The organism is Amaricoccus solimangrovi, assembly GCF_006385685.1.
In the GTDB taxonomy this organism is placed as follows: domain Bacteria; phylum Pseudomonadota; class Alphaproteobacteria; order Rhodobacterales; family Rhodobacteraceae; genus Amaricoccus; species Amaricoccus solimangrovi.
The window spans coordinates 1-24,529 of sequence record NZ_VFRP01000019.1; the positions used below are offsets into that span (position 1 = coordinate 1).

At 68.7% G+C, this 24,529-nt stretch carries 20 protein-coding genes and 1 tRNA gene; 17 read left to right on the top strand and 4 right to left on the bottom strand.

Translation table 11 applies throughout. The annotated features are described in order from the left end of the window. The 4 genes from FJM51_RS16355 to FJM51_RS16370 form a co-directional block, all read left to right on the top strand. Positions 1 to 93 (top strand): EF-Tu C-terminal domain-related protein (locus FJM51_RS16355; protein ID WP_140454258.1); only part of this gene is annotated, 93 nt, incomplete at its 5' end. Between the two features lie 214 nt (positions 94 to 307). Next, positions 308 to 1,123: a metallophosphoesterase gene (locus FJM51_RS16360; RefSeq protein WP_140455218.1), complete on the top strand. Its 816-nt coding sequence runs from the start codon at positions 308 to 310 to the stop codon at positions 1,121 to 1,123. A gap of 180 nt (positions 1,124 to 1,303) precedes the next feature. Then, complete coding sequence (locus FJM51_RS16365) at positions 1,304 to 3,016, top strand: hypothetical protein (protein ID WP_140455219.1); 1,713 nt, start codon at positions 1,304 to 1,306, stop codon at positions 3,014 to 3,016. Between the two features lie 68 nt (positions 3,017 to 3,084). Further along, positions 3,085 to 3,160 (top strand) — tRNA-Trp (locus FJM51_RS16370). A 29-nt stretch (positions 3,161 to 3,189) separates the two neighbouring features. Here the strand turns inward: FJM51_RS16370 and FJM51_RS16375 are convergent. Continuing rightward, positions 3,190 to 4,551: an MFS transporter gene (locus FJM51_RS16375; protein WP_210240311.1), complete on the bottom strand. Its 1,362-nt coding sequence runs from the start codon at positions 4,549 to 4,551 to the stop codon at positions 3,190 to 3,192. A gap of 94 nt (positions 4,552 to 4,645) precedes the next feature. On the opposite strand from FJM51_RS16375, the gene secE reads away from it, so the two are divergent. From secE to rpoC, 9 genes are all read left to right on the top strand, one after another. Continuing rightward, entirely contained in the window at positions 4,646 to 4,843 is a 198-nt protein-coding gene (gene secE / locus FJM51_RS16380) for a preprotein translocase subunit SecE (protein WP_140455220.1), read from the top strand. Between the two features lie 169 nt (positions 4,844 to 5,012). After that, positions 5,013 to 5,546: a transcription termination/antitermination protein NusG gene (gene nusG / locus FJM51_RS16385; RefSeq protein WP_140455221.1), complete on the top strand. Its 534-nt coding sequence runs from the start codon at positions 5,013 to 5,015 to the stop codon at positions 5,544 to 5,546. A gap of 102 nt (positions 5,547 to 5,648) precedes the next feature. Beyond that, positions 5,649 to 6,077, top strand: a complete 429-nt coding sequence (gene rplK, locus FJM51_RS16390; RefSeq protein ID WP_140455222.1) for a 50S ribosomal protein L11 — start codon at positions 5,649 to 5,651, stop codon at positions 6,075 to 6,077. A gap of 3 nt (positions 6,078 to 6,080) precedes the next feature. Beyond that, complete coding sequence (gene rplA, locus FJM51_RS16395; RefSeq protein ID WP_140455223.1) at positions 6,081 to 6,779, top strand: 50S ribosomal protein L1; 699 nt, start codon at positions 6,081 to 6,083, stop codon at positions 6,777 to 6,779. Positions 6,780 to 7,077: 298 nt separating this feature from the next. Next, positions 7,078 to 7,593: a 50S ribosomal protein L10 gene (gene rplJ, locus FJM51_RS16400; RefSeq protein ID WP_140455224.1), complete on the top strand. Its 516-nt coding sequence runs from the start codon at positions 7,078 to 7,080 to the stop codon at positions 7,591 to 7,593. A 76-nt stretch (positions 7,594 to 7,669) separates the two neighbouring features. Beyond that, a complete protein-coding gene (gene rplL / locus FJM51_RS16405; RefSeq protein ID WP_140455225.1) occupies positions 7,670 to 8,053 on the top strand; it encodes a 50S ribosomal protein L7/L12 in 384 nt (127 codons plus the stop codon). Between the two features lie 286 nt (positions 8,054 to 8,339). Then, entirely contained in the window at positions 8,340 to 12,476 is a 4,137-nt protein-coding gene (rpoB, locus tag FJM51_RS16410) for a DNA-directed RNA polymerase subunit beta (protein ID WP_140455226.1), read from the top strand. Continuing rightward, complete coding sequence (locus FJM51_RS16415; RefSeq protein WP_140455227.1) at positions 12,473 to 13,348, top strand: sulfotransferase family protein; 876 nt, start codon at positions 12,473 to 12,475, stop codon at positions 13,346 to 13,348. Before rpoB ends, FJM51_RS16415 begins: the two co-directional genes overlap by 4 nt. After that, on the top strand, positions 13,345 to 17,547 hold the full coding sequence (rpoC, locus tag FJM51_RS16420) for a DNA-directed RNA polymerase subunit beta' (protein WP_140455228.1): 4,203 nt from the start codon (positions 13,345 to 13,347) through the stop codon (positions 17,545 to 17,547). Before FJM51_RS16415 ends, rpoC begins: the two co-directional genes overlap by 4 nt. A 289-nt stretch (positions 17,548 to 17,836) precedes the next feature. Here rpoC and FJM51_RS16425 read toward each other — a convergent pair whose 3' ends face one another. After that, positions 17,837 to 19,054: an alpha/beta hydrolase family protein gene (locus FJM51_RS16425; protein WP_140455229.1), complete on the bottom strand. Its 1,218-nt coding sequence runs from the start codon at positions 19,052 to 19,054 to the stop codon at positions 17,837 to 17,839. Between the two features lie 189 nt (positions 19,055 to 19,243). On the opposite strand from FJM51_RS16425, the gene FJM51_RS16430 reads away from it, so the two are divergent. Then, on the top strand, positions 19,244 to 20,089 hold the full coding sequence (locus FJM51_RS16430; RefSeq protein WP_233713161.1) for an HTD2 family dehydratase: 846 nt from the start codon (positions 19,244 to 19,246) through the stop codon (positions 20,087 to 20,089). Between the two features lie 27 nt (positions 20,090 to 20,116). Here the strand turns inward: FJM51_RS16430 and FJM51_RS16435 are convergent, their stop codons facing one another. Beyond that, positions 20,117 to 20,602, bottom strand: coding sequence for a cupin domain-containing protein (locus FJM51_RS16435; protein ID WP_140455231.1), 486 nt, complete (start codon positions 20,600 to 20,602; stop codon positions 20,117 to 20,119). A 131-nt stretch (positions 20,603 to 20,733) separates the two neighbouring features. Here FJM51_RS16435 and FJM51_RS16440 point away from each other — a divergent pair, with 131 nt between their 5' ends. Then, positions 20,734 to 21,231: a GreA/GreB family elongation factor gene (locus tag FJM51_RS16440; protein WP_140455232.1), complete on the top strand. Its 498-nt coding sequence runs from the start codon at positions 20,734 to 20,736 to the stop codon at positions 21,229 to 21,231. Between the two features lie 3 nt (positions 21,232 to 21,234). After that, a complete protein-coding gene (locus FJM51_RS16445; RefSeq protein WP_140455233.1) occupies positions 21,235 to 21,543 on the top strand; it encodes a hypothetical protein in 309 nt (102 codons plus the stop codon). Between the two features lie 3 nt (positions 21,544 to 21,546). Here the strand turns inward: FJM51_RS16445 and FJM51_RS16450 are convergent, their stop codons facing one another. After that, positions 21,547 to 23,151: a bifunctional metallophosphatase/5'-nucleotidase gene (locus tag FJM51_RS16450; RefSeq protein WP_140455234.1), complete on the bottom strand. Its 1,605-nt coding sequence runs from the start codon at positions 23,149 to 23,151 to the stop codon at positions 21,547 to 21,549. A 146-nt stretch (positions 23,152 to 23,297) separates the two neighbouring features. Here FJM51_RS16450 and FJM51_RS16455 point away from each other — a divergent pair, with 146 nt between their 5' ends. Next, positions 23,298 to 24,524, top strand: a complete 1,227-nt coding sequence (locus tag FJM51_RS16455; protein WP_140455235.1) for an aspartate kinase — start codon at positions 23,298 to 23,300, stop codon at positions 24,522 to 24,524. Positions 24,525 to 24,529 lie beyond the last annotated feature (5 nt).

Genomic DNA, 24,529 nt, shown 5'->3' on the forward strand with positions numbered 1-24,529 from the left:
TCGCCCATCGCCATGGAAGAGAAGCTCCGCTTCGCCATCCGCGAGGGCGGACGCACCGTCGGCGCCGGCGTCGTCTCCAAGATCATCGAGTAATCGGGCCTCTTCCCGATCACCGGAAAAGCGAACCGCGGGCGCCCGGCGCCCGCGGTTTCTTGTTGCCGAACCGCCGCGGCCCGCCGCCAAATCCGCGCGCGGGCTGGACAGCGGCCGAAGGATTGGCGAAACCCGCCGATGCGCCGGGACGCGCCGCCCCGGAGCGTCGACTTCCGAGCCCTTCCTTCCCAGTCCCTCCAAGGACGGCGATCCCATGAGCGATCTGACAGCGGGCCACCGGATCTACGCGATCGGTGACATCCACGGCCATCTCTCCCTGCTCGACGCGATGATCGCGCGCATCCGCGCCGACCTCGACCGACGCCCGCATCCGGCGCCGGTCGTGATCTTCCTCGGCGACTTCTGCGACCGCGGCCCCGACACGCGGGGCGTCTACCGCCGGCTGATCGAACTCCAGCGCACGGGCTTTCCGTTCCGTTTCCTGCTCGGCAACCACGATTCCTACATCCCCGCCTATCTGCGCGATCCCGAGTGGTACGACCGCACCTACCACTGGCTCAATCCGGCCATGGGCGGGGACAAGACGCTCGCCTCCTACGGGGTGACGGATGCGAGCGACCTCGATCCCGCCGCGACCCGCGCCGCCTTCGCCCGCGCCCTGCCCGCCGCGCATCTGCGGTTCATCGAGACCTGCGAGCTCTGGATCCGGATCGGCGGCTATGTCTTCGCCCACGCCGGCATCCGCCCCGGGGTGCCGATGGCGCGGCAGGACCGCGACGACCTGATCTGGATCCGCCAGGGCTTCCTCGACTATCGCAAGCCCTTCGGCTTCAAGGTCGTGCACGGCCATACCATCGTGCCCCAGGTGGAGCACCACCCGAACCGGATCGCCGTCGACACCGGCGCCTTCCGGACCGGGAACCTGTCCTGCGTCGTGCTCGAAGGCGCGGACGTCTCGCTGCTCCGCGCCGACGGCCCGTTCCCCTGGCCGGAAGGCTCCGGACTGCCCGCGCCGAGCGGCCTCGCGGCGCTCCGCAACAACCTCCGGACCTTCTGGCCCTCCCGCTGAGACGGCAAATTGCTCTTCGCGGTGGGTGCGACAGAATGTCGCACCCACCGATTCTCCGTGTCCTTTCCGCGCCCGCGGGCGCACAAATCGCTCCACATAACGCCCTCGCCATACGCAACTAAACGTTTTCGTTTAAGTTGCACATGCAAGAAGAGAGGGCGATCGGGGAGCATTTATACTATGAATTCTCATTCCCTCTTCGTCGGGGATGGCGACCTCGCCGCCGCCCCCGAAACGGCCGCGCGCGCGCCGGCCGCGAGCGGCCCGGACGCTCCGGCCGGGCAGCGCCAGACCGCGCCGGCGGATGCCCGCGGCTCCCGGGATCGGGATCCGAGGCTCTACCGTTTCGGCTTCGTGGCGCTTCACCGGGAGGATTTTCCGCCGGAAGGAGAGGCTCAGTCGCTGCCGCGACACCTGGGCTGGCGCCGTCGCCTCATGGGGCCGATAGCGCTCTGGACCCATCCCGAGACAACGCTCAGGGTGGTCGGGACCGGCGGCGTCCGCTTCGTCTTCCTCGGCGAGGTGATCCCGGAGACCGATCCCGCGCTCGGCGACCCGTTCTCGCCCGAGCGCCTCGCCGCGGTCGTCGAGGGCGGAGACCCGGCGCTGTACGACTTCCTCGACACGCTCGCGGGCCGTTTCGCCCTGATGGTGGTCGAGGAGGAGCGGGTCCGGGTCTTTCACGATCCGATGGGCGCGCGGAGTGTCTTCTACTGGAGCGAAGGCCCCTTCGCCGTCGCCTCCCATGCCAGGCTGCTCGCCCGCTGCGTCGGCGCGCCGCCCGATCCCGTGATCCACGCCCTGCGGCGCGACCCCCGGTTCCGGCGGCGCAAGACCAAATGCCTGCCCGGCGACCTGACCCTGGCGCTCGGCGTCCAGGCGCTGACACCGAACAACGGCTTCGATTCCGCGACGCGGAGCACCGCCCGGTACTGGCCGCGCCAGCCGCGCCGGCCGGGGACGCTGGAAGATTTCCATCGCGCGCTCGAGCACTCGATGGCCGCCCTGGGCCGCTATGCCGGGGCGGGTCACAGGCCGCTCATCGGAGCGACCGACGGAGTGGATTCCCGGCTGCTGATCGCGGCCTTCCTCAAGCTCGGCATACGCTTCGAGACCGCCACCTGGCAGATGTCCAAGCTCGCGGAACCCAAGCGCCGCATCATCCGCGCCCTGGCTCGTCAAGCGGGGGAGCCGCATCTGGAGACGCGGGCCACGCAGGCGGATGACCGGACGCGTGCCGTGGCGCGCTCCAACGGCGGCGGCTACAAGCCCGTCTATCAGTCGACATTCGACATGCGCGGCGCCTACGGCGACCGGCCGGAAATGCTCTTCATCCGCGGACATGGCGCCGAGGTCATGCGCGGCTTCTTCAACATCTGGCCCACGCGCATGAAGGCGCCCACGGCGGCGGAGATGGCGCGGCTCTACTGGAGTCCGGCGGGGAACGAAGTCCCGCCGGATCTGCCGGAGATGTTCGAGGGATACATCCGGCGGGCGAACTGGGCCGCGGTCGCCGAGATGGGCTTCGATCCGAACGATATCTTTTACTGGGAGCACCGGATGGGAATGTGGAGCGCGGGGCTCAACAACGAGTTCGACGTCGCCATGCGATCGGTGCCCGGGTTCAACAGCCGGCAACTCTTCGCCGCCGCGCTCGGATTGCCGCCGGAGACAAGGCTGACAAAGAAACTGTTCCTCGACGCGGTCGAAAGGTTCGAGCCGCGGCTGAGCGGCATTCCGCTCGGCAAGATGGTCGCCGCGCCCGAGGCGCGGCAGGCAGCCGCGGCCTCGTCCGGGCGCGAGGGCGTGCTCGCGTCGATCCGGCGGGCAACGGCGGGGGCGCGGAAGGCGGCGCGGCGCGGCGCGCGAACGGGGCGGCGCGTCCCGACCTAGCGGGCGCGTCGAAACCTCTTGCGGATCCCGCGCAATCCCCATATCAGAGCCTCCGCGTACCGGCCCTTAGGGGTGTAGCTCAGTTGGTAGAGCATCGGTCTCCAAAACCGAGGGTCGTAGGTTCGAGTCCTATCGCCCCTGCCAGTACGCCAGACGCTTTCCCGTCGGCACGATCACATCCGCCGCGCCCGGCTCGCGGCGGCGGCGGCGAGCGCGAAGCCCGTCGCGATCGCGAGGCTGATCCGCTCGGCCCCGTCCGGCGCGGCGTGGAACACGATCGCCGTCAGCGCCGCGCCGAAGGTCATGCCGAGCAGGCGGGCCATCGCGAGCATGCCTCCCGCCGCGCCCGCCCGAGTCCGGGGCGCCGAGGCGAGCAGCGTCCGGTTGTTCGGCGCCTGGAAGAAGCCGAAACCGAAGCCGCAGAGCGCCATGCGCCAGGCGATGTCGAAGGCGGTCGCCTCCGCCGGCAGCAACGCGATGAGCCCGAGCCCGAGCGCGACCAGCAGCATCCCGCCGAGACCGAGATTGCCCGCCGAGACCCGGTCGGACAGGTGTCCCGCGATCGGCGCGGAGAGGCCGAGCGCGACCGGCCAGGGGGTCATCAGCAGTCCGGTCCGCACCTGGTCGAAGCCGAGCGCGTCCTCGAAATGGAAGGGGAGCGCCACGAAGGCGATGATGAAGGCGACGAAGGCGCAGACCGAGGCGGTGACGGAGAGCGCGAAGACCGGGATCCGCAGCAGGTCGAGCGGGATCATCGGGGCCTCCGCCGCGCGGCTCCACCGCGAGAGCAGGACGCCGGAGCCGAGCGCGGCCGCGAGCGCGGCCCAGCCGAGCGGCCCGCCATCGCGTGCGAGCGCGTCCGCGCCGATGAAGAAGAGGCCGAACATCGCCGCGCCGAGCAGCGCGCCCGGCAGGTCGAGCGGCCGGTCCCCGGTCTCCGCGCGCGGCAGGGCGCGGAGGCCGAGCCAGAGGTTGACGAGCCCCGCCGGGACGTTGACCGCGAAGAGCCAGGGCCAGGAGCCCACCGCGAGGATCGCCGCCGCGAGCGAGGGCGCCACGGCGGCGGCCACCGCGACGACCAGCCCGTTCAGCCCCACGCCGCGCCCGAGTTGCGCGTGCGGATAGGTGTGGCGCACGAGGGCGCCGTTCATGCTCATGATCGCCGAGCCGCCGAGCCCCTGCAGCACGCGGGCGGCCACCAGCGTCTCGAGGCTGCCCGAGAGCGCGCAGCAGAGCGAGCCGAGCGTGAAGACGACCACCCCCCAGAGATAGACCCGCCGGTAGCCGAGCCTTTCGCCGAGGGCGGCGAGCGGCAGCAGCGTGACGACGATGGCAAGTTGATAGGCGTTGACGATCCAGACGGCGGCCGAGGGCGTGGCGCCGAGTTCGCGCGTGATGCTCGGCAGCGCCACGTTCACCACCGTGCCGTCGAGCACGGCCATCGTGATGCCGATCGCGATGGCGAGCATCGCGAAATAGCGGCGCGGGACGGGCAGGCCGTCCGGATGGATCGGGGAAGTCGGCGCGGTGGACATGGGCGCGATGCTTGGCCGGGCCCCGGGCCGAAGGCAAGGACTTGCAAATGACGACCGGCTGACTTAGGTGCGGGCAACCGAGAAAGAGACCGCCATGGCCCGGACCAACCCCCTCCAGTTCATCCAGCAGGTGCGCGCCGAGACGGCGAAGATCACCTGGCCGACGCGCCGCGAGACGATGCTCACCACGGTGATGGTGATGATCATGGCCGGCCTCTTCGCGGCGTTCTTCTTCCTGGTCGATCTGATCATCCGCTTCGGGCTCGAGGCGGTGCTCCAGATGGCCTCTTGAATTCCGCGCCCCCCGGCGGTATGGGGGCGCCCTCTCGAGACTGACGGGGCGCACGTCGATTCGGTCGTGCGCCGTTTCGTTTTGTCCGGGAGATGTCCGAAGGGTCCGATACCCGGCGGGCGAATGTGCGAGCGGCGCTGTCCGCTCCCTGATTGAGGTGACGGACGACATGGCCCAGCGCTGGTATTCGGTGAGCGTGCTCTCGAATTTCGAAAAGAAGGTCGCCGAGGCGATCCGCGAAGCCGTGGAGCAGCAGAATCTCGGCGAGGAGATCACCGAGGTCATGGTGCCGACCGAGGAAGTGATCGAGATCCGGCGCGGCAAGAAGGTGCAGACCGAGAAGCGCTTCATGCCCGGCTACGTGCTCGTGCGCATGGAACTCAACGACCGCTCCTATCACCTGATCAACTCGATCAACCGCGTGACCGGCTTCCTCGGCCCGCAGGGCAAGCCCTCGCCGATGAAGGACGAGGAAGTGGCCCGGATCCTGAACCAGGTCGTCGAGGGCCAGGAGCGTCCGCGCTCGATCATCACCTTCCAGACCGGCGAGCAGGTCAACGTGACCGACGGCCCGTTCGAGGGCTTCGCCGGCCTCGTCGAGGAAGTGGACCAGTCGAACAACCGGCTCAAGGTCTCCGTCTCGATCTTCGGCCGGGCCACCCCGGTCGAGCTTGAATTCACGCAGGTCTCGAAAGCGTCCTGACGTGCATCCCAGGTGGGAGGCGAGACCGGCGCGCCGGTCGGACCGCACCACCCCTAGAAACGCCCGAGGGTCGCGACCCGGAGGCATGGCAAGGAGGCCATCATGGCCAAGAAGGTAGCTGGCAGCCTGAAGCTGCAGGTGCCCGCCGGCAAGGCGAACCCGTCCCCGCCCGTGGGTCCGGCGCTCGGTCAGCGCGGCATCAACATCATGGAATTCTGCAAGGCGTTCAACGCGCGCACGCAGGAGATGGAAGTCGGCGTCCCGACCCCGGTGATCATCACCTACTACACCGACAAGTCCTTCACGATGGAGATCAAGACGGCGCCGGCGTCGTACTATCTCAAGAAGGCCGCCGGTCTGAAGTCCGCGTCCAAGACGCCGGGCAAGGCGACCGCGGGCACGGTGACGGTGGCCCAGCTGCGCGAGATCGCCGAGGCCAAGATGAAGGACCTCAACGCGAACGACGTCGAATCCGCGATGAACATCATCGCCGGTTCCGCGCGCTCGATGGGCATCGAGGTGAAGGGCTGAGTCATGGCAAAGATCGCTAAGCGCACCAAGGCCGCCCGCGAAGCCTTCGCCGGCAAGGAGAACCTCGCCGTCGCCGAGGCCGTCGCCCTCGTCAAGGCGAACGCGACCGCGAAGTTCGACGAGACGCTCGAGATCGCGCTGAACCTCGGCGTCGATCCCCGCCACGCCGACCAGATGGTCCGGGGCGTCGTCAACCTGCCCAACGGCACCGGCAAGACCGTGCGAGTCGCCGTCTTCGCCCGCGGCGCCAAGGCCGACGAGGCGCGGGAAGCCGGGGCCGACGTCGTCGGCGCCGAGGACCTGATGGAAACGATCCAGGGCGGCACGATCGAGTTCGACCGCTGCGTCGCGACCCCGGACATGATGCCGATCGTCGGCCGGCTCGGAAAGATCCTCGGCCCGCGCAACCTGATGCCGAACCCGAAGGTCGGCACGGTGACGATGGACGTGGCCCAGGCGGTGAAGAACGCCAAGGGCGGCGAGGTGCAGTTCCGCGTCGAGAAGGCGGGCGTCGTGCATGGCGGCGTCGGCAAGGCCTCGTTCGACGAGGCGAAGCTCGTCGAGAACGTGAAGGCCTTCGTGGCGGCGGTGAACCGGGCGAAGCCCGCGGGCGCCAAGGGCACCTACCTCAAGAAGATCTCGCTCTCCTCGACCATGGGTCCGGGCGTGAGCGTCGACGTCGCGAACGCGGTCGCCGAGTAACCTTGAATGCGCCGGGGATCGCCCGGCGACGAATTTCCGCCCGGGGGAAACCCCGGCGGAATACGGGGCGGCCCGGGATCGGTCCGCTCTTCTGTCCGAGACGGTGGGCTGCCCCCGGATGCGAATCCAGTGGCGCTAAGTCCTGCCCGAGATGGGAAACGATCAGGATCGAAGCGGGGCCGATGGGCCCCGGGGCGGTTTTGGCGGGACCCTGACACGGACCCGAGACGCCGGGGCTCCCGCCTCGGCGAAACTGAGCCGGCGGGGGACTCCCTCGCCATGAACTTGGAGCAACACTGTGGATAGAGCCCAGAAAGAAGCTGTGGTCGGTGAACTCGGCCAGATCTTCGCGGACTCTGGTGTCGTCGTGGTCGCGCACTACGAAGGCCTCACGGTTGCCGAGATGACCGATTTCCGCCTGCGCATGAAGAGCGCCGGCGGAGCGGTCCGTGTCGCCAAGAACAAGCTCGCCAAGATCGCCCTGAAAGGGACCCCCGCCGAGAAGATGGGGGATCTTCTGAAGGGCATGACGGTGCTCGCCTATTCCGAGGACCCGGTCGCCGCCGCGAAAGTGGTGGAGGCCTATACCAAGGACAACAAGAAGCTTGTTGTCCTTGGGGGTGCCATGGGGGCGACGCCGCTCGACGAGGCCGGTGTGAAAGCCGTGGCCCAGATGCCGTCGCGCGAGGAGCTCATCGCTTCCGTCGTGGCCTGCATCGGTGCCCCGGCCGGCAACCTGGTCGCGGCCATTGGCGCGCCCGCGAGCGACATCGCAGGAATCCTCAAGACGCTCGAAGAGCGTGAGGCGGCCTGAGCGAAGCAACCCTGGGGCCGGAGAGGCGCGAAACCGCCGATACCGGACAGAACGAACCTGATTGGAAACGGATAAAATGGCTGATCTGAAGAAACTCGCCGAAGAGATCGTGGGCCTGACCCTTCTCGAGGCCGCCGAGCTGAAGAACATCCTCAAGGACGAATACGGCATCGAGCCCGCCGCCGGTGGCGCGGTCATGATGGCCGGCCCGGCCGCCGGTGGCGAAGCCGCCGCCGCCGCCGAGGAGCAGACCGAGTTCGACGTCATCCTGAAGTCGGCCGGCGCGCAGAAGATCAACGTGATCAAGGAAGTCCGCGCGATCACCGGTCTCGGCCTGAAGGAAGCCAAGGACCTCGTCGAGGCCGGCGGCAAGGCCGTGAAGGAAGGCGTGTCCAAGGCGGAGGCCGAGGACATCAAGAAGAAGCTGACCGACGCCGGCGCCGAAGTCGAGTTGAAGTAATCCCGCTTCGCGCCTATATGGTGCGAGCGAGATCATGAAAATGGGGGCTGGACCCGCGGGGACGCGGGCCCGGTCCCCTATCGGTTTCAAAACGAGGTCAATGACTTAACCCCCTTCAGCGACCGATGCCTCTTTCCGGTGGCCCGATTCGCGGGCCCCCTGACAGATGCATCCACATCCGGGTGCGCGGCTTTGGGACTCCGCGCAAGCATGGGATTGGATCGTCGGGCAGAGCGAGCGCCCCGTTCCCCGCCGGGACCGCTCGCGGCAGAGGGTACGAGAGAGCATGGCTCAGACGCATTCCGGTCACAAGCGCATTCGGAAATTCTACGGGCACATCCGCGAAGTCGCGCAGATGCCCAATCTGATCGAGATCCAGAAGTCGAGCTACGACCTGTTCCTGCAGTCGGGTGACCAGGACATTCCCCAGGATGGCGAGGGCCTGAAGGGCGTGTTCCAGTCGGTCTTCCCGATCCGCGACTTCAACGACACCGCCGTCCTCGAATTCGTGAAATACGAGCTCGAGGCCCCGAAATACGACGTGCAGGAATGCATGCAGCGCGACATGACCTACGCCGCGCCGCTGAAGGTCACGCTGCGCCTCATCGTCTTCGAGGTGGACGAGGAAACCGGCGCGCGCTCCGTGAAGGACATCAAGGAGCAGGACGTCTACATGGGCGACATGCCGCTCATGACCCAGACCGGCACCTTCGTGGTGAACGGCACCGAGCGCGTCATCGTCTCCCAGATGCACCGCTCCCCGGGCGTGTTCTTCGACCACGACCGCGGCAAGACCCATTCCTCGGGCAAGCTGCTCTTCACCAGCCGCATCATCCCCTACCGCGGCTCCTGGCTCGACTTCGAGTTCGACGCGAAGGACATCGTCTTCGCGCGCATCGACCGCCGCCGGAAGCTGCCGGTGACGACGCTGCTCTACGCGCTCGGCCTCGACCAGGAAGGCATCTGCGACGCCTATTACGACACGGTCACCTACCGCCGCGAAGGCGACATGTGGGCGACCCGCTTCTTCCCGGAGCGGCTGCGCGGCACCAAGCCGACGCATGATCTGATCGACGCGGCGACCGGCGAGACCGTCGCCCCGGCCGGCAAGAAGATCACGCCGCGCATGGTCAAGGAATGGCAGGAATCGGGCGAGATCAGCGAGATCCTCGTCCCGTTCGAGACCGTGATCGGCCGCTTCTCCGCCAAGGACATCATTGACGAGTCCAACGGCCGGATCTGGGCCGAGGCCGGGGACGAGCTGACCTGGGACATCGATGCGAAGACCGGCGACCTCGTCGGCGGTACGCTCAAGACGCTGCTCGACAACGGCGTGACGGAGATCCCCACGCTCGACATCGATAACGTCAGCGTCGGCGCCTACATCCGCAACACGATGGCGGTCGACAAGAACATGAACCGCGACCAGGCGCTGATGGACATCTATCGCGTCATGCGTCCGGGCGAGCCGCCGACCGTGGAGGCGGCGAGCGTGCTCTTCGACGGCCTCTTCTTCGACGCGGAGCGCTACGACCTCTCGGCCGTCGGCCGGGTGAAGATGAACATGCGCCTCGACCTCGACGCGGCCGACACCGTGCGCACGCTGCGCAACGAGGACATCATCGCCGTCATCAAGGCGCTGGTGGAACTGCGCGACGGCAAGGGCGAGATCGACGACATCGACCATCTCGGCAACCGCCGGGTGCGCTCGGTCGGCGAACTGATGGAGAACCAGTACCGCGTCGGCCTGCTCCGCATGGAGCGCGCGATCCGCGAGCGCATGTCCTCCGTCGAGATCGACACGGTCATGCCGCAGGATCTGATCAACGCCAAGCCGGCGGCGGCCGCGGTGCGCGAGTTCTTCGGCTCGTCGCAGCTCAGCCAGTTCATGGACCAGACCAACCCGCTCTCCGAGGTCACGCACAAGCGGCGCCTCTCGGCGCTCGGGCCGGGCGGCCTGACGCGCGAGCGCGCGGGCTTCGAGGTCCGCGACGTGCACCCGACCCACTACGGCCGGATGTGCCCGATCGAGACGCCGGAAGGTCCGAACATCGGCCTCATCAACTCGCTCGCCTCGTTCGCGCGGGTGAACAAGTACGGCTTCATCGAGACCCCGTACCGCCGCGTGGTGGACGGCCAGGTCACCGACGAGGTCCAGTACATGTCCGCGACCGAGGAGATGCGGCACACGGTGGCCCAGGCCAACGCCGATCTCGACGGCGAGGGCCGCTTCGTCAACGACCTCGTCTCGACCCGCAAGGCCGGCGACTTCATGCTGAACCCGCCGGCGAACGTCGACCTGATCGACGTCTCGCCGAAGCAGCTCGTCTCGGTCGCGGCCTCGCTGATCCCGTTCCTCGAGAACGACGACGCGAACCGCGCGCTGATGGGCTCGAACATGCAGCGTCAGGCGGTGCCGCTCCTGCGCGCCGAGGCGCCCTATGTCGGCACCGGCATCGAGGAGATCGTGGCGCGCGACTCGGGCGCGGCGATCACCGCGCGGCGCGGCGGCGTGATCGACCAGGTCGATGCGATGCGCATCGTGGTGCGCGTCACCGACGACCTGCAGCCGGGCGACCCGGGCGTGGACATCTACAAGCTGCGCAAGTTCCAGCGCTCGAACCAGAACACCTGCATCAACCAGCGCCCGCTGGTGAAGGTCGGTGATCAGGTCCGCAAGGGCGAATTCATCGCGGACGGTCCCTCGACCGACCTCGGCGAACTCGCGCTCGGCAAGAACGTCCTCGTCGCCTTCATGCCGTGGAACGGCTACAACTACGAGGACTCGATCCTGATCTCCGAGCGGATCGTGAAGGAGGACGTCTTCACCTCGATCCACATCGAGGAGTTCGAGGTCTCCGCGCGCGACACCAAGCTCGGGCCGGAGGAGATCACCCGCGACATCCCGAACGTCGGCGAGGAGGCGCTGCGCAACCTCGACGAGGCGGGCATCGTCTACATCGGCGCCGAAGTCGGCCCGGGCGACATCCTCGTCGGAAAGATCACGCCGAAGGGCGAGAGCCCGATGACGCCGGAGGAAAAGCTCCTCCGCGCCATCTTCGGCGAGAAGGCCTCGGACGTGCGCGACACCTCGCTCCGGCTGCCGCCGGGCAACTACGGCACGATCGTCGAGGTCCGCGTCTTCAACCGCCACGGCGTCGACAAGGACGAGCGTGCGCTGCAGATCGAGCGTGAACTCGTCGAGCGCCTCTCGCGCGACCGCGACGACGAGCTCGCGATCCTCGAGCGCAACATCTACGCGCGCCTCAAGACCCTCATCCTCGGCAAAACCGCGGTGAAGGGTCCGAAGGGGATCAAGGCCGGCACCGAGATCACCGAGGAACTGCTCGGCACGCTCTCGCGCGGCCAGTGGTGGCAGCTCGCCCTCGGCGACGATCTGGACGCGCAGAGCCAGGAGGCGCTGCACGGCCAGTTCGACATCCAGCGCAAGGCGCTCGAGCGGCGGTTCGAGGACAAGGTCGAGAAGGTCCGCCGCGGCGACGACCTGCCCCCGGGCGTGATGAAGATGGTCAAGGTCTTCATCGCGGTGAAGCGCAAGCTTCAGCCGGGCGACAAGATGGCCGGCCGTCACGGCAACAAGGGCGTCATCTCCCGCGTCGTCCCCGAGGCGGACATGCCCTTCCTCGCGGACGGCACCCCGGTCGATTTCGTGCTGAACCCGCTCGGCGTGCCGAGCCGCATGAACGTCGGCCAGATCCTCGAGACGCACATGGGCTGGGCCGCGCGCGGTCTGGGCCGGGCGATCGACCAGGGTCTGGAGGAGTACCGCCGCACTGGTGACATGACGCCCACGCGCGAGGCGATGAAAGTCGCCTATGGCGAGCAGCTCTACAACGAGGTGCTGTCGGAGATGCCCGAGGACGACTTCCTCGAGGCGGCCGGCAACGTCACCCGCGGCGTGCCGATCGCGACCCCGGTCTTCGACGGCGCCAAGGAGAAGGACGTGAACGACGCGCTGGAACGCGCGGGCTTCGACACCTCGGGCCAGTCGATCGTCTTCGACGGCCGCACCGGCGAGCAGTTCGCGCGTCCCGTCACAGTGGGCGTGAAGTATCTCCTGAAGCTGCACCACCTCGTGGACGACAAGATCCACGCGCGTTCGACCGGCCCGTACTCGCTCGTCACCCAGCAGCCGCTGGGCGGCAAGGCGCAGTTCGGCGGCCAGCGTTTCGGCGAGATGGAGGTCTGGGCCCTTGAAGCCTACGGCGCGGCCTATACCTTGCAGGAGATGCTGACCGTGAAATCGGACGACGTCGCCGGCCGGACCAAGGTCTACGAGTCGATCGTCAAGGGCGAGGACAACTTCGAGGCCGGCGTGCCGGAATCGTTCAACGTTCTCGTCAAGGAGATCCGCTCGCTCGGCCTCAACATCGAGCTCCTGGACTCGGAGGCCGGCGAATGAACCATGCCTTCCTCCCCAGGGGGCTGGCACGGCGCGCGCTTCGCTTCATCTCCCCGGACCGCCCGCGCGCGGTCCGGACCGAGAGCGATCCGGAAACCGAGCGTGCGCGGCCCGCGTATGAGGGGGCGCGCACCTACGCCTTCCTCACCGGGTGCAGCCGCAGCGGCACGACGGCGCTGACGCAGCTCGTCAACCGTCATCCCGACGTCGCGATCGGCTACGAGCGCTACCGCCTCCTGGCCCAGGCCGGGGGGCTGAGGCCGGAGCTCTTCGAGCCGGATCGCTTTCGCGACTTCCGCGAGGGCGACGGGAGCTGGAAGTCCTACGCCGGGATGGAGAAGCGCGCGCATGTGCTGAACAAGGCGCACGCGGCCAGGGTCGTCGGCGACAAGATTCCTCATCTCGTCGACGCGCTCGACCAGCTCGACGTCTTTCCGGACGCGCGCGTGATCTTCATCGTCCGCGAGCCCTTCGGCGTGGCGAAGAGCTTCGACGCGCGGGCGCGGAGCCAGCAGGGTGGCTGGCCCGCGGATCGCGACTTCCAGGCGGCGGTGCAGGACTTCAACCGTGCGATGGCGAACATCCTCGCCTACGCGCGACGGGGCAAGCCCTACCTGCTCCTGGAATACGATGGCCTTTTCCTGCGTCGCGAAGGCCTGAGGGAGATCTGGGAGTTCCTCGGGGTGGACCCCGCGGCGCTCCCCGATCTCGAAGACATCTTCGGCCGGGCATCGGGCATGGCCGAGGCGAACAGAAGCGCGTCCATCGCGCGGGAAGTATCGCTCAACGTGGACTTCGGAGCGTGGCGTCAGGTGCTGAGCCTCGACCGCATGCCGAACCGCGGCGAAATCATGGAAGAGACTGCGTCATGAATCAGGAACTCACCAATCCGTTCGCTCCGGTCGCCCCGATGCGGACCTTCGACGAGATCAAGATCTCGCTCGCCTCGCCGGAACGGATCCTTTCCTGGTCCTACGGCGAGATCAAGAAGCCGGAGACCATCAACTACCGCACCTTCAAGCCGGAGCGTGACGGGCTGTTCTGCGCCCGGATCTTCGGGCCGATCAAGGACTACGAGTGCCTCTGCGGCAAGTACAAGCGGATGAAGTATCGCGGCGTCGTCTGCGAGAAATGCGGCGTCGAAGTCACGCTGCAGAAGGTCCGCCGCGAGCGCATGGGCCATATCGAACTCGCCTCGCCCGTCGCGCACATCTGGTTCCTGAAGTCGCTGCCGAGCCGCATCGGCCTCATGCTCGACATGACGCTGCGTGACCTCGAGCGCATCCTCTATTTCGAACAGTACGTCGTCGTCGAGCCGGGTCTCACCGATCTCAAGCACGGCCAGCTGCTCGGCGAGGAGGAATATCTCGACGCGCAGGACCGCTTCGGCGAGGACGCCTTCCGCGCCGGCATCGGCGCCGAGGCGATCCGCGAGATGCTCGCCGCGATCGACCTCGACGCCGAGGCCGAGCAGCTGCGCGCCGATCTGGCGGAAGCCACCGGCGAACTGAAGCCGAAGAAGATCATCAAGCGGCTGAAGCTCGTCGAATCCTTCCGCGAGTCCGGCAACCGCCCGGAATGGATGGTCCTCACCGTCATTCCGGTGATCCCGCCCGAGCTGCGTCCGCTCGTGCCGCTCGACGGCGGCCGGTTCGCGACCTCGGACCTGAACGACCTCTACCGCCGCGTGATCAACCGCAACAACCGCCTGAAGCGGCTGATCGAGCTGCGCGCGCCGGACATCATCATCCGCAACGAGAAGCGGATGCTGCAGGAATCGGTCGACGCCCTCTTCGACAACGGCCGCCGGGGCCGCGTCATCACGGGCACCAACAAGCGCCCGCTGAAGTCGCTCTCCGACATGCTGAAGGGCAAGCAGGGCCGGTTCCGCCAGAACCTGCTCGGCAAGCGCGTCGACTTCTCCGGCCGTTCGGTGATCGTGACCGGTCCGGAGCTGAAGCTGCACCAGTGCGGCCTGCCGAAGAAGATGGCGCTCGAACTCTTCAAGCCGTTCATCTATTCGCGGCTCGACGCGAAGGGCCTCTCTTCGACCGTGAAGCAGGCGAAGAAGCTCGTCGAGAAGGAGCGCCCGGAGGTCTGGGACATCCTCGACGAGGTGATCCGCGAGCATCCGGTGCTCTTGAACCGCGCCCCGACGCTGCACCGCCTCGGCATCCAGGCCTTCGAGCCGGTGCTGATCGAGGGCAAGGCGATCCAGCTGCACCCGCTGGTCTGCTCGGCCTTCAACGCCGACTTCGACGGCGACCAGATGGCGGTCCATGTGCCTCTCTCGCTTGAGGCGCAGCTGGAAGCGCGCGTCCTGATGATGTCGACGAACAACGTGCTGAGCCCGGCGAACGGCAAGCCGATCATCGTGCCGTCGCAGGACATGATCCTCGGCCTCTACTACCTCTCGATCCTGCGCGAGGGGCAGCCGGGCGAGGGCATGGTCTTCTCCTCGATCGAGGAGGTCGACCACGCGCTGCAGAACGGCTTCGTGAACCTGCACACGAAGATCACCGCCCGGATCGAGCAGATCGACGAGAACGGCGAGACGATCACGAAGCGCTACGAGACCACGCCCGGCCGCCTGCGGCTCGGCGCGCTGCTCCCGAAGAACTTCAAGACGCCGTTCGACATCGTGAACCGGCTCCTGCGCAAGAAGGAGGTCGGCGAGGTCATCGACACCGTCTACCGCCACTGCGGCCAGAAGGAATCGGTGATCTTCTGCGACCAGATCATGTCGCTCGGCTTCACCGAGGCGTTCAAGGCCGGCATCTCCTTCGGCAAGGACGACATGGTGATCCCGGACGCCAAATGGCCGATCGTCGAGGAGACCCGGAACCAGGTCAAGGACTTCGAACAGCAGTACATGGACGGGCTGATCACCCAGGGTGAGAAGTACAACAAGGTCGTGGACGCCTGGTCGAAGTGCAACGACAAGGTCACCGAGGCGATGATGCAGACCATCTCGGCCAACCGCCGGGACGAGGACGGCGCCGAGATGGAGCCGAACTCGGTCTACATGATGGCCCATTCCGGCGCCCGCGGCTCGGTCACGCAGATGAAGCAGCTCGGCGGCATGCGCGGCCTGATGGCCAAGCCCTCGGGCGAGATCATCGAGACGCCGATCATCTCGAACTTTAAGGAAGGCCTGACGGTGCTCGAGTACTTCAACTCGACGCACGGCGCCCGCAAGGGCCTGTCGGACACCGCGCTCAAGACCGCGAACTCGGGTTACCTGACCCGTCGTCTCGTCGACGTGGCGCAGGACTGCATCGTCAAGATCGACGACTGCGGTACCGACCGCTCGATCACCGCGCGCGCGGCGATCGCGGATGGCGAGGTCGTGGCCTCGCTCTCCGAGCGGATCCTCGGCCGCGTCGCGGCGGAGGACGTGCTCGATCCGAAGACCCAGCAGGTGATCTTCCGCCAGGGCGACCTGATCGACGAGCGCGCCGCCGACATGATCGAGGCCGCCGGCGTGCTGGAGTTCCAGATCCGCTCGCCGCTGACCTGCGAGGCCGACGACGGGATCTGCGCCCAGTGCTACGGGCGTGACCTCGCGCGCGGCACCAAGGTGAACCCCGGCGAGGCCGTGGGCATCATCGCGGCGCAGTCGATCGGCGAGCCGGGCACGCAGCTGACGATGCGGACCTTCCACATCGGCGGCATCGCCCAGGGCGGCTCGCAGAGCTTCCTCGAGGCGAGCCAGGAGGGCGAGCTCCAGCTGCGCAACGCCAACATGATCGAGAACGCCGACGGCGAGCAGATCGTGATGGCGCGCAACATGGAGCTCCTCATCATCGACGAGAACGGCGTCGAGCGGGCGGTCCACAAGCTGACCTACGGCTCGAAGCTCCTCGCGAAGGAGGGGGCCCAGGTGAAGCGCGGCGACAAGCTCACCGAATGGGATCCCTACACGCTGCCGATCATCGCCGAGAAGACCGGCGTCGCGAAATTCGTCGACCTCATCGCGGGCTTCTCCGTCCGCGAGGAGACCGACGACGCGACCGGCATCAGCCAGAAGATCGTCTCCGACTGGCGCGCCGCCCCGCGCGGCAACGACCTGAAGCCGGAGATCATCGTCATGGACGCGCTCACCGGCGAGCCGGTTCGCCTCGCGAACGGCAACCCGGAGGTGCATGCCATGTCGGTGGATGCGATCCTCTCGGTCGAGGACGGCCAGGAAGTCCGTCCGGGCGACGTGCTCGCGCGTATCCCGCGCGAGGGCGCGAAGACCAAGGACATCACCGGCGGTCTGCCGCGTGTGGCCGAGCTCTTCGAGGCGCGCCGTCCGAAGGATCACGCGATCATCGCGGAGATCTCGGGCACCGTGCACTTCGGGAAGGACTTCAAGAACAAGCGCCGGATCGCCATCGTCCCCTCGGAAGAGGGCGCGGAGCCGGTCGAGTACATGGTCCCGAAGGGCAAGCACATCCCGGTGCAGGAAGGCGACTTCATCCAGAAGGGTGAGTACATCATGGACGGCAACCCCGCCCCCCATGACATCCTCGCCATCATGGGCATCGAGGCGCTGGCCGACTACCTGATCGAGGAGGTGCAGGAGGTCTACCGGCTGCAGGGCGTGAAGATCAACGACAAGCACATCGAGGTGATCGTCCGCCAGATGCTGCAGAAGTGGGAGATCCAGGAGTCCGGCGGCACGACCCTGCTGAAGGGCGAGCAGGTCGACAAGATCGAGTTCGACGAGGAGAACGAGAAGGCGATCGCCGCCGGTCGCGAGCCCGCCAAGGGCGCGCCGATCCTGCTCGGCATCACCAAGGCGTCGCTCCAGACGCGCTCGTTCATCTCGGCGGCCTCGTTCCAGGAGACGACCCGCGTGCTGACCGAGGCGGCGACGCAGGGCAAGCGCGACCGGCTCGTCGGGCTGAAGGAGAACGTGATCGTCGGCCGGCTGATCCCGGCGGGCACCGGCGGCGCCACGCACCAGATCAAGCGGGTCGCGATGGAACGCGACCACAAGATCATCGCCGAGCGCCGCGACGAGGCGGCCGAGGCGCTCTCGGTCGACGAACCCGCCGCCGCGGCGGTCTTCGACGCCGAGTGACCGCGTCCCGCGCGCGGCCGGTCCGCGCGCCGGAGCTGAAAAAAAAGGGGCGCCCCGCGAGGGGCGCCCTTCTTCGTTTCAGGAACGAGGGCGGCGCCACGGCGGGCGTCGCACCCGTCGGCTCTTCGCCGCGCCGAGAACTCGGCCCGAAGCTCGCTTCTCCCCCCGTTTCATACGGGCATCAAATCCATCGGGCAGTCCGCGCCCGCCCGACGGGCCGGAGCCAGGGGCCCCGCCAGCAGGCGGGGAGAAACGGACTCGCGGCCAAAGGGCCGCTCCGCCGCGTCCCTCACTCCCGCGCCAGCACCGTATCGAGCCAGTCGAGAACCCGCCGGTTCAGGAGCGAGCGGTTCATCATCTCGCAATGATCTCCCGCCCCCTCCGCCGCCGCGAAGCGCAGGATCCTTCCGCGTCCCCCCAGCGCCTCGCTGATCCGCTCGGCCGAGGCCGCGTGCGGATCCTTCTCCGCGCGTGTCAGCAGGACCGGGCACCGGATCGACCCGAGCCGCCCGTCGAGGGTGAAGGCGCTCGTCGCCGCGAGATAGGCGCCGACATCGGCCACCCCGTGCACGAAGAAGCCGCGCCGGACCACCAGCCAGCGCAGCCGGGGCGACTGGTCGATCAGCACCCGCGCCAGCCGGTCGAGCGGCCGCGACTCGCCCCGCAGCGCCTGGTCGACCATATGGGCGGGCAGGATGCGCGCGGCCATCTCGCGGAAGCCGCCGGTGAGGTCCCACATGCCCGGGTCCGCGATCACCGCCGCGAGCCGGTGCTCGCCCGTGGCGGCGCGGAGCGCGAGATGGCCGCCGAGACTCCAGCCCATCAGCGCGATCCGTCCGGGATCGACCAGCGGCGAGCCGAGCGCCGCGTCGACGGCGGCGGCGATCACCGCCTCCCAGTCCGGGCGGATCGGGATGCCCCGGCGGATCAGCATCTCCCCCTGCCCCGGCCCGTCGAAGAGAAGCACGTGATAGCCGCGCCGGACCGCCGCGACGGCCGAGGCGAAGTAGAGGTCGGTGACGGTCGCGTCGTAGCCGTCCGTCAGGATGAGGAGCGGGCCGGGCTTGGTTCCCGCCTCGCCCGCGGCCGGGATCAGATAGCCCGTCATCGGATGTTCGCCGAAGGGGATCGGCATCGGCGCCACCGGCGGATCCCCGAGCGCGAGCCCCTGTTCGAAGGCCGCGATCTGATGATCGAAGGCCGCGCGCAGCCGCGGGTCCACCGGCGCGCCGTAGAGCGGGCGATACGCGGTTCCATAGGCGACGGCGGCGCGCAGGAACTGATCCCGCGCGCTCGCGCGGTGCCCGGCCTCGAGCGCGGCGACGGCGCCGGAGACCATCCGTTCCCCTGCCGCGCGCCAGACGTCGTGAAAGACGTCGTCGCCGCCATGGCCGACGGCCTCGGCGATCGCCACCACCTCGCCATAGTCCGCGCCGCCCGCCGGCGCGTAGCCGAGCGCCCAGGTGCCGAGTTCCTCGTGCAGTTCGTTCCGGAAGATCCGCGCCATCCCTCGCCCCGCTCCCTCGCCGCGCCACCGGCGGCCCGCGCGACGTTCCCACAGGAGCGGGGCGCGAGATAGGGCTTTCCTTCGCGCGCTCCCCTGCCACCAATGTGCCATTGCGCCCGCCCCGCCCGCGCCGCCATTCTGCCCCCGCCCCCCGGGGCAAGCCGACGGAGACCTGGAACCGTGCCCGAAATGGAAATCGCCCCCGCGGATGTCGCCGGCTGGATCGGCCGGTCCGAGACGGCGGAGGACGACGCCACCCCGCTGCTCGCCCGGCGCATGGCCGGGCTGCTCGACCGCGACGCGCCCGAGGCGGGCGAGGTCTGGCCGCACTGCTGGATCTGGGCGCTGTTCTGGCCGGCGCTGCGCCACGACGCGACCGGGCCGGACGGCCACGCGGCCCGGGGCGGCTTCCTGCCCCCGATCGACCTGCCCCGGCGGATGTGGGGCGGATCGCGCATCCTCGTCGAGACGCCGATCCGGGTGGGCGAGCATGTCTCGCGCCGCTCGACCATCACCAAGGTCGCGGAGAAGTCGGGCCGCACCGGCCGGCTCTGCTTCGTCACCGTGGAGCACAGGCTGACCGCGGGCGGCGCGGCGCGGCTGACCGAGATCCAGACCATCGCCTATCGCGGGGCCGCGGGCGCCGCGGCCGCGCCGGCCGAGCCGGGGCCCGGCCCCGATTTCGAACCGATGTGGCGGCGGCGGATCACGCCCGACGCGGTGCTGCTCTACCAGTACTCGGCCGCGACCTTCAACACGCACCGGATCCACTACGACCACCCCTATGCGACGGGCGTCGAGGGCTATCCCGGCCTCGTCGTGCACGGTCCGCTGACCGCGACGATGCTGATGGAGCTTCTCGGCGCGAACCTGCCGGCGGCGATGCCGCGCGACTTCCAGGTCACCGCGCTCCGCCCGCTCTACGCGCCCGCGCCCTTCGACCTCGTCGGCCGCGTCGACGGCGACGCCTTCCGCCTGCTGGCGCTGACCGGGGACGGCCATCCCGCGATGCGGATCGAGGGGACGCTCGGCTGAGGAAACGGGGCGCGGCCGGCCCCCGCCTCACTCCTTCGGCGCGGCGTGGATCGGATCGACCCAGTAGACCGTCTCCGGCGCCTCCACCGGCTCGATATCGGTGATGTTCACCACCACCGCTTCGTTGTCGGACCGGACGAGCACGCATTCGAGCGGCTGCTCGGGATCGGCGTTGATCTCCTGATGCGGCACATAGGGCGGCACGAAGATGAAATCTCCCGGCCCCGCCTCGGCCACGAATTCCAGCCGTTCGCCCCAGCGCATCCGCGCTCGGCCGCGGACGACATAGATCACGCTCTCGAGCGCGCCGTGATGGTGCACGCCGGTCTTCGCATCGGGCTCGATCGCGACCGTGCCCGCCCAGATCTTGCGGGCGCCGACCCGGGCGTGGTTGATCGCCGCCTGCCGGAACATGCCGGGCGTTTGCGCGGTGTTCGGGTCGAGCTGGTCGCCCCGGATCACCCGGACCCCGTCGTGTTTCCAGCGCGGCGCGCCGTCGTCGTCATGGGGCATCTGGCTCCTCCCGCCGTTTCGAAGGAGCATGCCCCCCATCCCCCCGCTTGGCCAGCGGCGAAGCATCCCCATATGAGCGGTGTGAAACAGCAACGGACCGGCGGCGCCCCGCCGGAGAGGGAGAAGACGAAATGAGCCGTGCCTTCGTGCGCGAGGACGATGGATCACGCCCCGAGACGCTGCCCGAGATCCCGGTCAGCGCGGCGCCCAATCTGGTCACCCCGCGCGGGCTCGGCCTGATCGCCGCGGAGATCGACCGGCTGGGCGCCGCGCTGGCGGAGGCCGATCCCGAAAGCGACGCGGCCGCCCGCCTCCGCCGCGACCTGCGCTACTGGAACCTGCGCCATGCGACGGCCCGGCTGACGCATCCCGCGCCGGAGACGGAAGCCGTCCAGTTCGGCGCCCGCGTGACCTACGAGACCGACGAGGGCGAGCGGAAGACCGTGATCATCACCGGCGAGGACGAGGCGGATCCGGCCTCCGGACGCATCGCCTATACCGCCCCCGTCGCCCGCGCGCTGACCGGCGTCGAGCCGGGGGCGAGCGTCACGCTGAAACTCGGGCCGCGCGAAGTGGAGCTCGAGGTGATCGCGGTGGACATCCCCCCCGAGAACGGCGGGGCCGCCTGAGCGATGCGCGCGCCGCTCGCCGCCCTCGCCCTCCTCATCGCCCTCGCGCCGGCCCTGCCCGCCGGCGCGATCGAGATCTGCTCGGAGAACGCGCTCGGCCAGGTGGTCTGCCGGGGGCAGCCCACGCACGGGCTCGACCCGATCGACCCGTTCCCGCCCCGGACCCGGACCGCGCCGCCGCCCCAGGCCCGCATTCCCGAGGCGCGGACCAATTCCTTCGGCGACACCTATCCGACCGCGAAGGAGACGACGACCGGCCGGCCCCGCCCCCGGGTCTGCGAGCCCGACAGTTTCGGCAACCTGCGCTGCTGAGCCTCACTCCGCCCGCGTGATCCGGTCGGCGGGCGGCGGCGTGTAGCCCGGACGGGCGGCGAGGTAATCCGCGAGCACATCCTCGAGATTGGGCCCGTAGTCATAGGCGTTGTCGCCCTGGTCGCGGAGCACGGCATAGCCGTCGCCGCCGTTGCGCATGAAGTTGTTGGTCACGACGGTATAGACCTTCGCCCGATCGATCGGCGCCCAGCCGTCGCCCTCGGCGACCAGCACCTCCCGGATCCGCCCGCCGTTCGGCGCCCCCGCCGGATCCCAGGTGAAGCGGAGCCCGGCGACCTGCGGGAAGCGGCCGGCGCCTTCCTCGACCTCGCTCACGCCGTTCTCGAGCGCCGCGACGATGCCCGCGCCCGAGATGTTGAAGGTCGAGAGCGTGTTCTGGAAAGGCAGCACCGCCAGGACCTCGCCCATGCTGACCTCGCCCGCGCCGATCGAGGCGCGCAGGCCCCCGCCGTTCTGCAGCGCGATCGTCACCCCCTGGCCCTTCACCCGGTCGAGCATCGCATCGGCGACCAGATCGCCCATCGCGCATTCCCGCGCCCGGCAGCTCTCGCGCGATCCGTCGATATCGGCGCCGACCTCGCCGACGCGCTTCGCCTTCAGGGCCTCGATCGGCCCGGAATAGGTCTTGATGTCCTTCAGCACCCCCGGATCGGGCGTCACCGAGCGGTCGAGCAGGATCGTGTCCCCGCCCGCCGCCGTCACCGCGCCCTGGTCGTCGAAGGTGAGCGTCAGGTCGCCGAGATATTTGGAATAGGCCCCGGCCGAGACCACCGGCACCTTCGCGTTCCCCGGCCCGTCCACCATCAGCGGATAGGGATAGGGCGCGCCCTCCGAATTCGAGAAGAGCGTGTGGGTATGGCCGCCGATGACCGCGTCGATCCCCGCCACGCTCCCGGCGATCCGGATGTCCTCGGGCGCGCCGAGATGGCTCAGCAGGATGATCTTGTTCACCCCTTCGCCTTCGAGCGCGGCGACGTCGCGGGCGATCGTCACCGCCGGATCCTCGAAGCGCACGGTCGGTCCCGGCGTCGAGATCGTCGCGGTCTCGGGCGTGACGGCGCCGACGATCCCGATCTTCTCGCCTCCCGCCTCGAGCACGCGCGGCCCCTCGGCGAGCGGGCCCAGCATCGGATCCTCCGTGACGGTGGCGTTGCCGAAGAGCACCGGGAAATTCGCGCCCTTGATGAATTCCGCGAGCGGCCCGGGTCCGAGGTCGAATTCGTGATTGCCGACCACCATCGCGTCGAGCCCGAGCCGGTTCATGAAGTCGAGCTCGGCCTTGCCGGAATAGGTGGTGAAGAAGAGCGAGCCCTGGAAGACGTCGCCCGCGTTCAGCACGAGCACCGCCTCGTCCTTCGCCTTCGCCGCGTCGCGCCGCGCATCGATCTCGGTCAGCATCCGCGCCGCGCCGCCGAAACAGGCGCCCGCGGCCTCGTCCTCGCCCGAACAGGTCGAATCGTACTTGTTGATCGATTCGATCCGGCTGTGGAAATCGTTGAAATGCAGGATCTCGAGCGTATAGGCGCGCGCCGTGCCCGTTCCGAGAACGAGCAGCGCGAGAGCGATGAGCGGCGGACGAACCGGCATGTCTGTCTCCCATGGGCCCGCGCCACCGGGGCGCGCGCAAGCCGGCGCAGCATGAGGGCCCCGCCCCCGGCGCGCAACCCCGCCCCGCCTTGCGGCGCGGGACGGCGCGGGATAAGAGGGCGCGAATTTGCATCGAGGGGCCGGAAATGCCCAGACTGGTGATGAAGTTCGGCGGCACCTCCGTCGCCGATATCGACCGCATCCGCAACGCCGCCGCCAGGGTGAAGCAGGAAGTCGAGAACGGCTACGACGTCTGCGTCGTGGTCTCGGCGATGTCGGGCAAGACCAACGAGCTCGTCGGCTGGGTGCGCGACACCTCGCTGCTCTACGACGCGCGCGAATACGACGCCGTCGTCGCCTCCGGCGAGAACGTGACCGCGGGTCTGATGGCGCTCCAGCTTCAGGAGATGGGCGTCCCGGCGCGCAGCTGGCAGGGCTGGCAGGTGCCGCTCCGGACCAACTCGATGCACGGCGCCGCGCGGATCGAGTCGATCGAGACGACGAACCTCGACCGGAAGTTCGAGGAGGGGCTGCACGCGGTCATCGCGGGCTTCCAGGGCATCTCCCCCGAGGGCCGGATCACCACGCTGGGCCGGGGCGGCTCCGACACCTCCGCCGTCGCCTTCGCCGCCGCGCTCGGCGCGGAGCGCTGCGACATCTATACCGATGTCGACGGCGTCTACACGACCGATCCCCGGATCACGAAGAAGGCGCGCCGGCTCGGCAAGATCTCCTACGAGGAGATGCTCGAGCTTGCGAGCCTCGGGGCCAAGGTGCTCCAGACCCGCTCGGTCGAGCTCGCGATGCGCTACAAGGTGCGGCTCCGGGTGCTGAGCAGTTTTTCCGACGGGCCCGGCACGCTCGTCTGCGACGAGGAGGAAATCGTGGAAAGCAGAGTGGTGAGCGGCATCGCCCATTCCCGCGACGAGGCGAAGCTGACGCTGATCAGCGTCCAGGACCGCCCCGGCATCGCCGCCGCGATCTTCGGCCCGCTCGCCGAGGCCGGGGTCAACGTCGACATGATCGTGCAGAACATCGGCGCGGACGGCCGCACCGACATGACCTTCTCCTGCCCGGTCGACGAGGTGCCGCGCGCGAGGAAGGCGCTCGAACACGCGGTCGCGGGCGGCCAGATCGACCATCGCGGCCTCGACGTGGACGAGGAGGTGGCGAAGGTCTCCATCGTGGGCATCGGCATGCGCAGCCACGCCGGCGTCGCGCATCAGATGTTCGCGGCCCTCGCCGCCGAGGGCGTCAACATCAAGGTGATCACCACCTCCGAGATCAAAGTCTCGGTGCTCGTCGACCGCAAATATCTGGAACTGGCGGTGCAGGCGCTGCATGATGCCTTCGAGCTGGAAAAAGCCAGCTGAGAACT

Coding starts and splice junctions, on each gene's coding strand:
- FJM51_RS16360 (WP_140455218.1), top strand. CDS start 308: ATGAGCGATCTGACAGCGGGCCACCGGATCTACGCGATCGGTGACATC.
- FJM51_RS16365 (WP_140455219.1), top strand. CDS start 1,304: ATGAATTCTCATTCCCTCTTCGTCGGGGATGGCGACCTCGCCGCCGCC.
- FJM51_RS16375 (WP_210240311.1), bottom strand. CDS start 4,551: ATGTCCACCGCGCCGACTTCCCCGATCCATCCGGACGGCCTGCCCGTC.
- secE (WP_140455220.1), top strand. CDS start 4,646: ATGGCCCGGACCAACCCCCTCCAGTTCATCCAGCAGGTGCGCGCCGAG.
- nusG (WP_140455221.1), top strand. CDS start 5,013: ATGGCCCAGCGCTGGTATTCGGTGAGCGTGCTCTCGAATTTCGAAAAG.
- rplK (WP_140455222.1), top strand. CDS start 5,649: ATGGCCAAGAAGGTAGCTGGCAGCCTGAAGCTGCAGGTGCCCGCCGGC.
- rplA (WP_140455223.1), top strand. CDS start 6,081: ATGGCAAAGATCGCTAAGCGCACCAAGGCCGCCCGCGAAGCCTTCGCC.
- rplL (WP_140455225.1), top strand. CDS start 7,670: ATGGCTGATCTGAAGAAACTCGCCGAAGAGATCGTGGGCCTGACCCTT.
- rpoB (WP_140455226.1), top strand. CDS start 8,340: ATGGCTCAGACGCATTCCGGTCACAAGCGCATTCGGAAATTCTACGGG.
- FJM51_RS16415 (WP_140455227.1), top strand. CDS start 12,473: ATGAACCATGCCTTCCTCCCCAGGGGGCTGGCACGGCGCGCGCTTCGC.
- rpoC (WP_140455228.1), top strand. CDS start 13,345: ATGAATCAGGAACTCACCAATCCGTTCGCTCCGGTCGCCCCGATGCGG.
- FJM51_RS16425 (WP_140455229.1), bottom strand. CDS start 19,054: ATGGCGCGGATCTTCCGGAACGAACTGCACGAGGAACTCGGCACCTGG.
- FJM51_RS16430 (WP_233713161.1), top strand. CDS start 19,244: ATGGAAATCGCCCCCGCGGATGTCGCCGGCTGGATCGGCCGGTCCGAG.
- FJM51_RS16435 (WP_140455231.1), bottom strand. CDS start 20,602: ATGCCCCATGACGACGACGGCGCGCCGCGCTGGAAACACGACGGGGTC.
- FJM51_RS16440 (WP_140455232.1), top strand. CDS start 20,734: ATGAGCCGTGCCTTCGTGCGCGAGGACGATGGATCACGCCCCGAGACG.
- FJM51_RS16445 (WP_140455233.1), top strand. CDS start 21,235: ATGCGCGCGCCGCTCGCCGCCCTCGCCCTCCTCATCGCCCTCGCGCCG.
- FJM51_RS16450 (WP_140455234.1), bottom strand. CDS start 23,151: ATGCCGGTTCGTCCGCCGCTCATCGCTCTCGCGCTGCTCGTTCTCGGA.
- FJM51_RS16455 (WP_140455235.1), top strand. CDS start 23,298: ATGCCCAGACTGGTGATGAAGTTCGGCGGCACCTCCGTCGCCGATATC.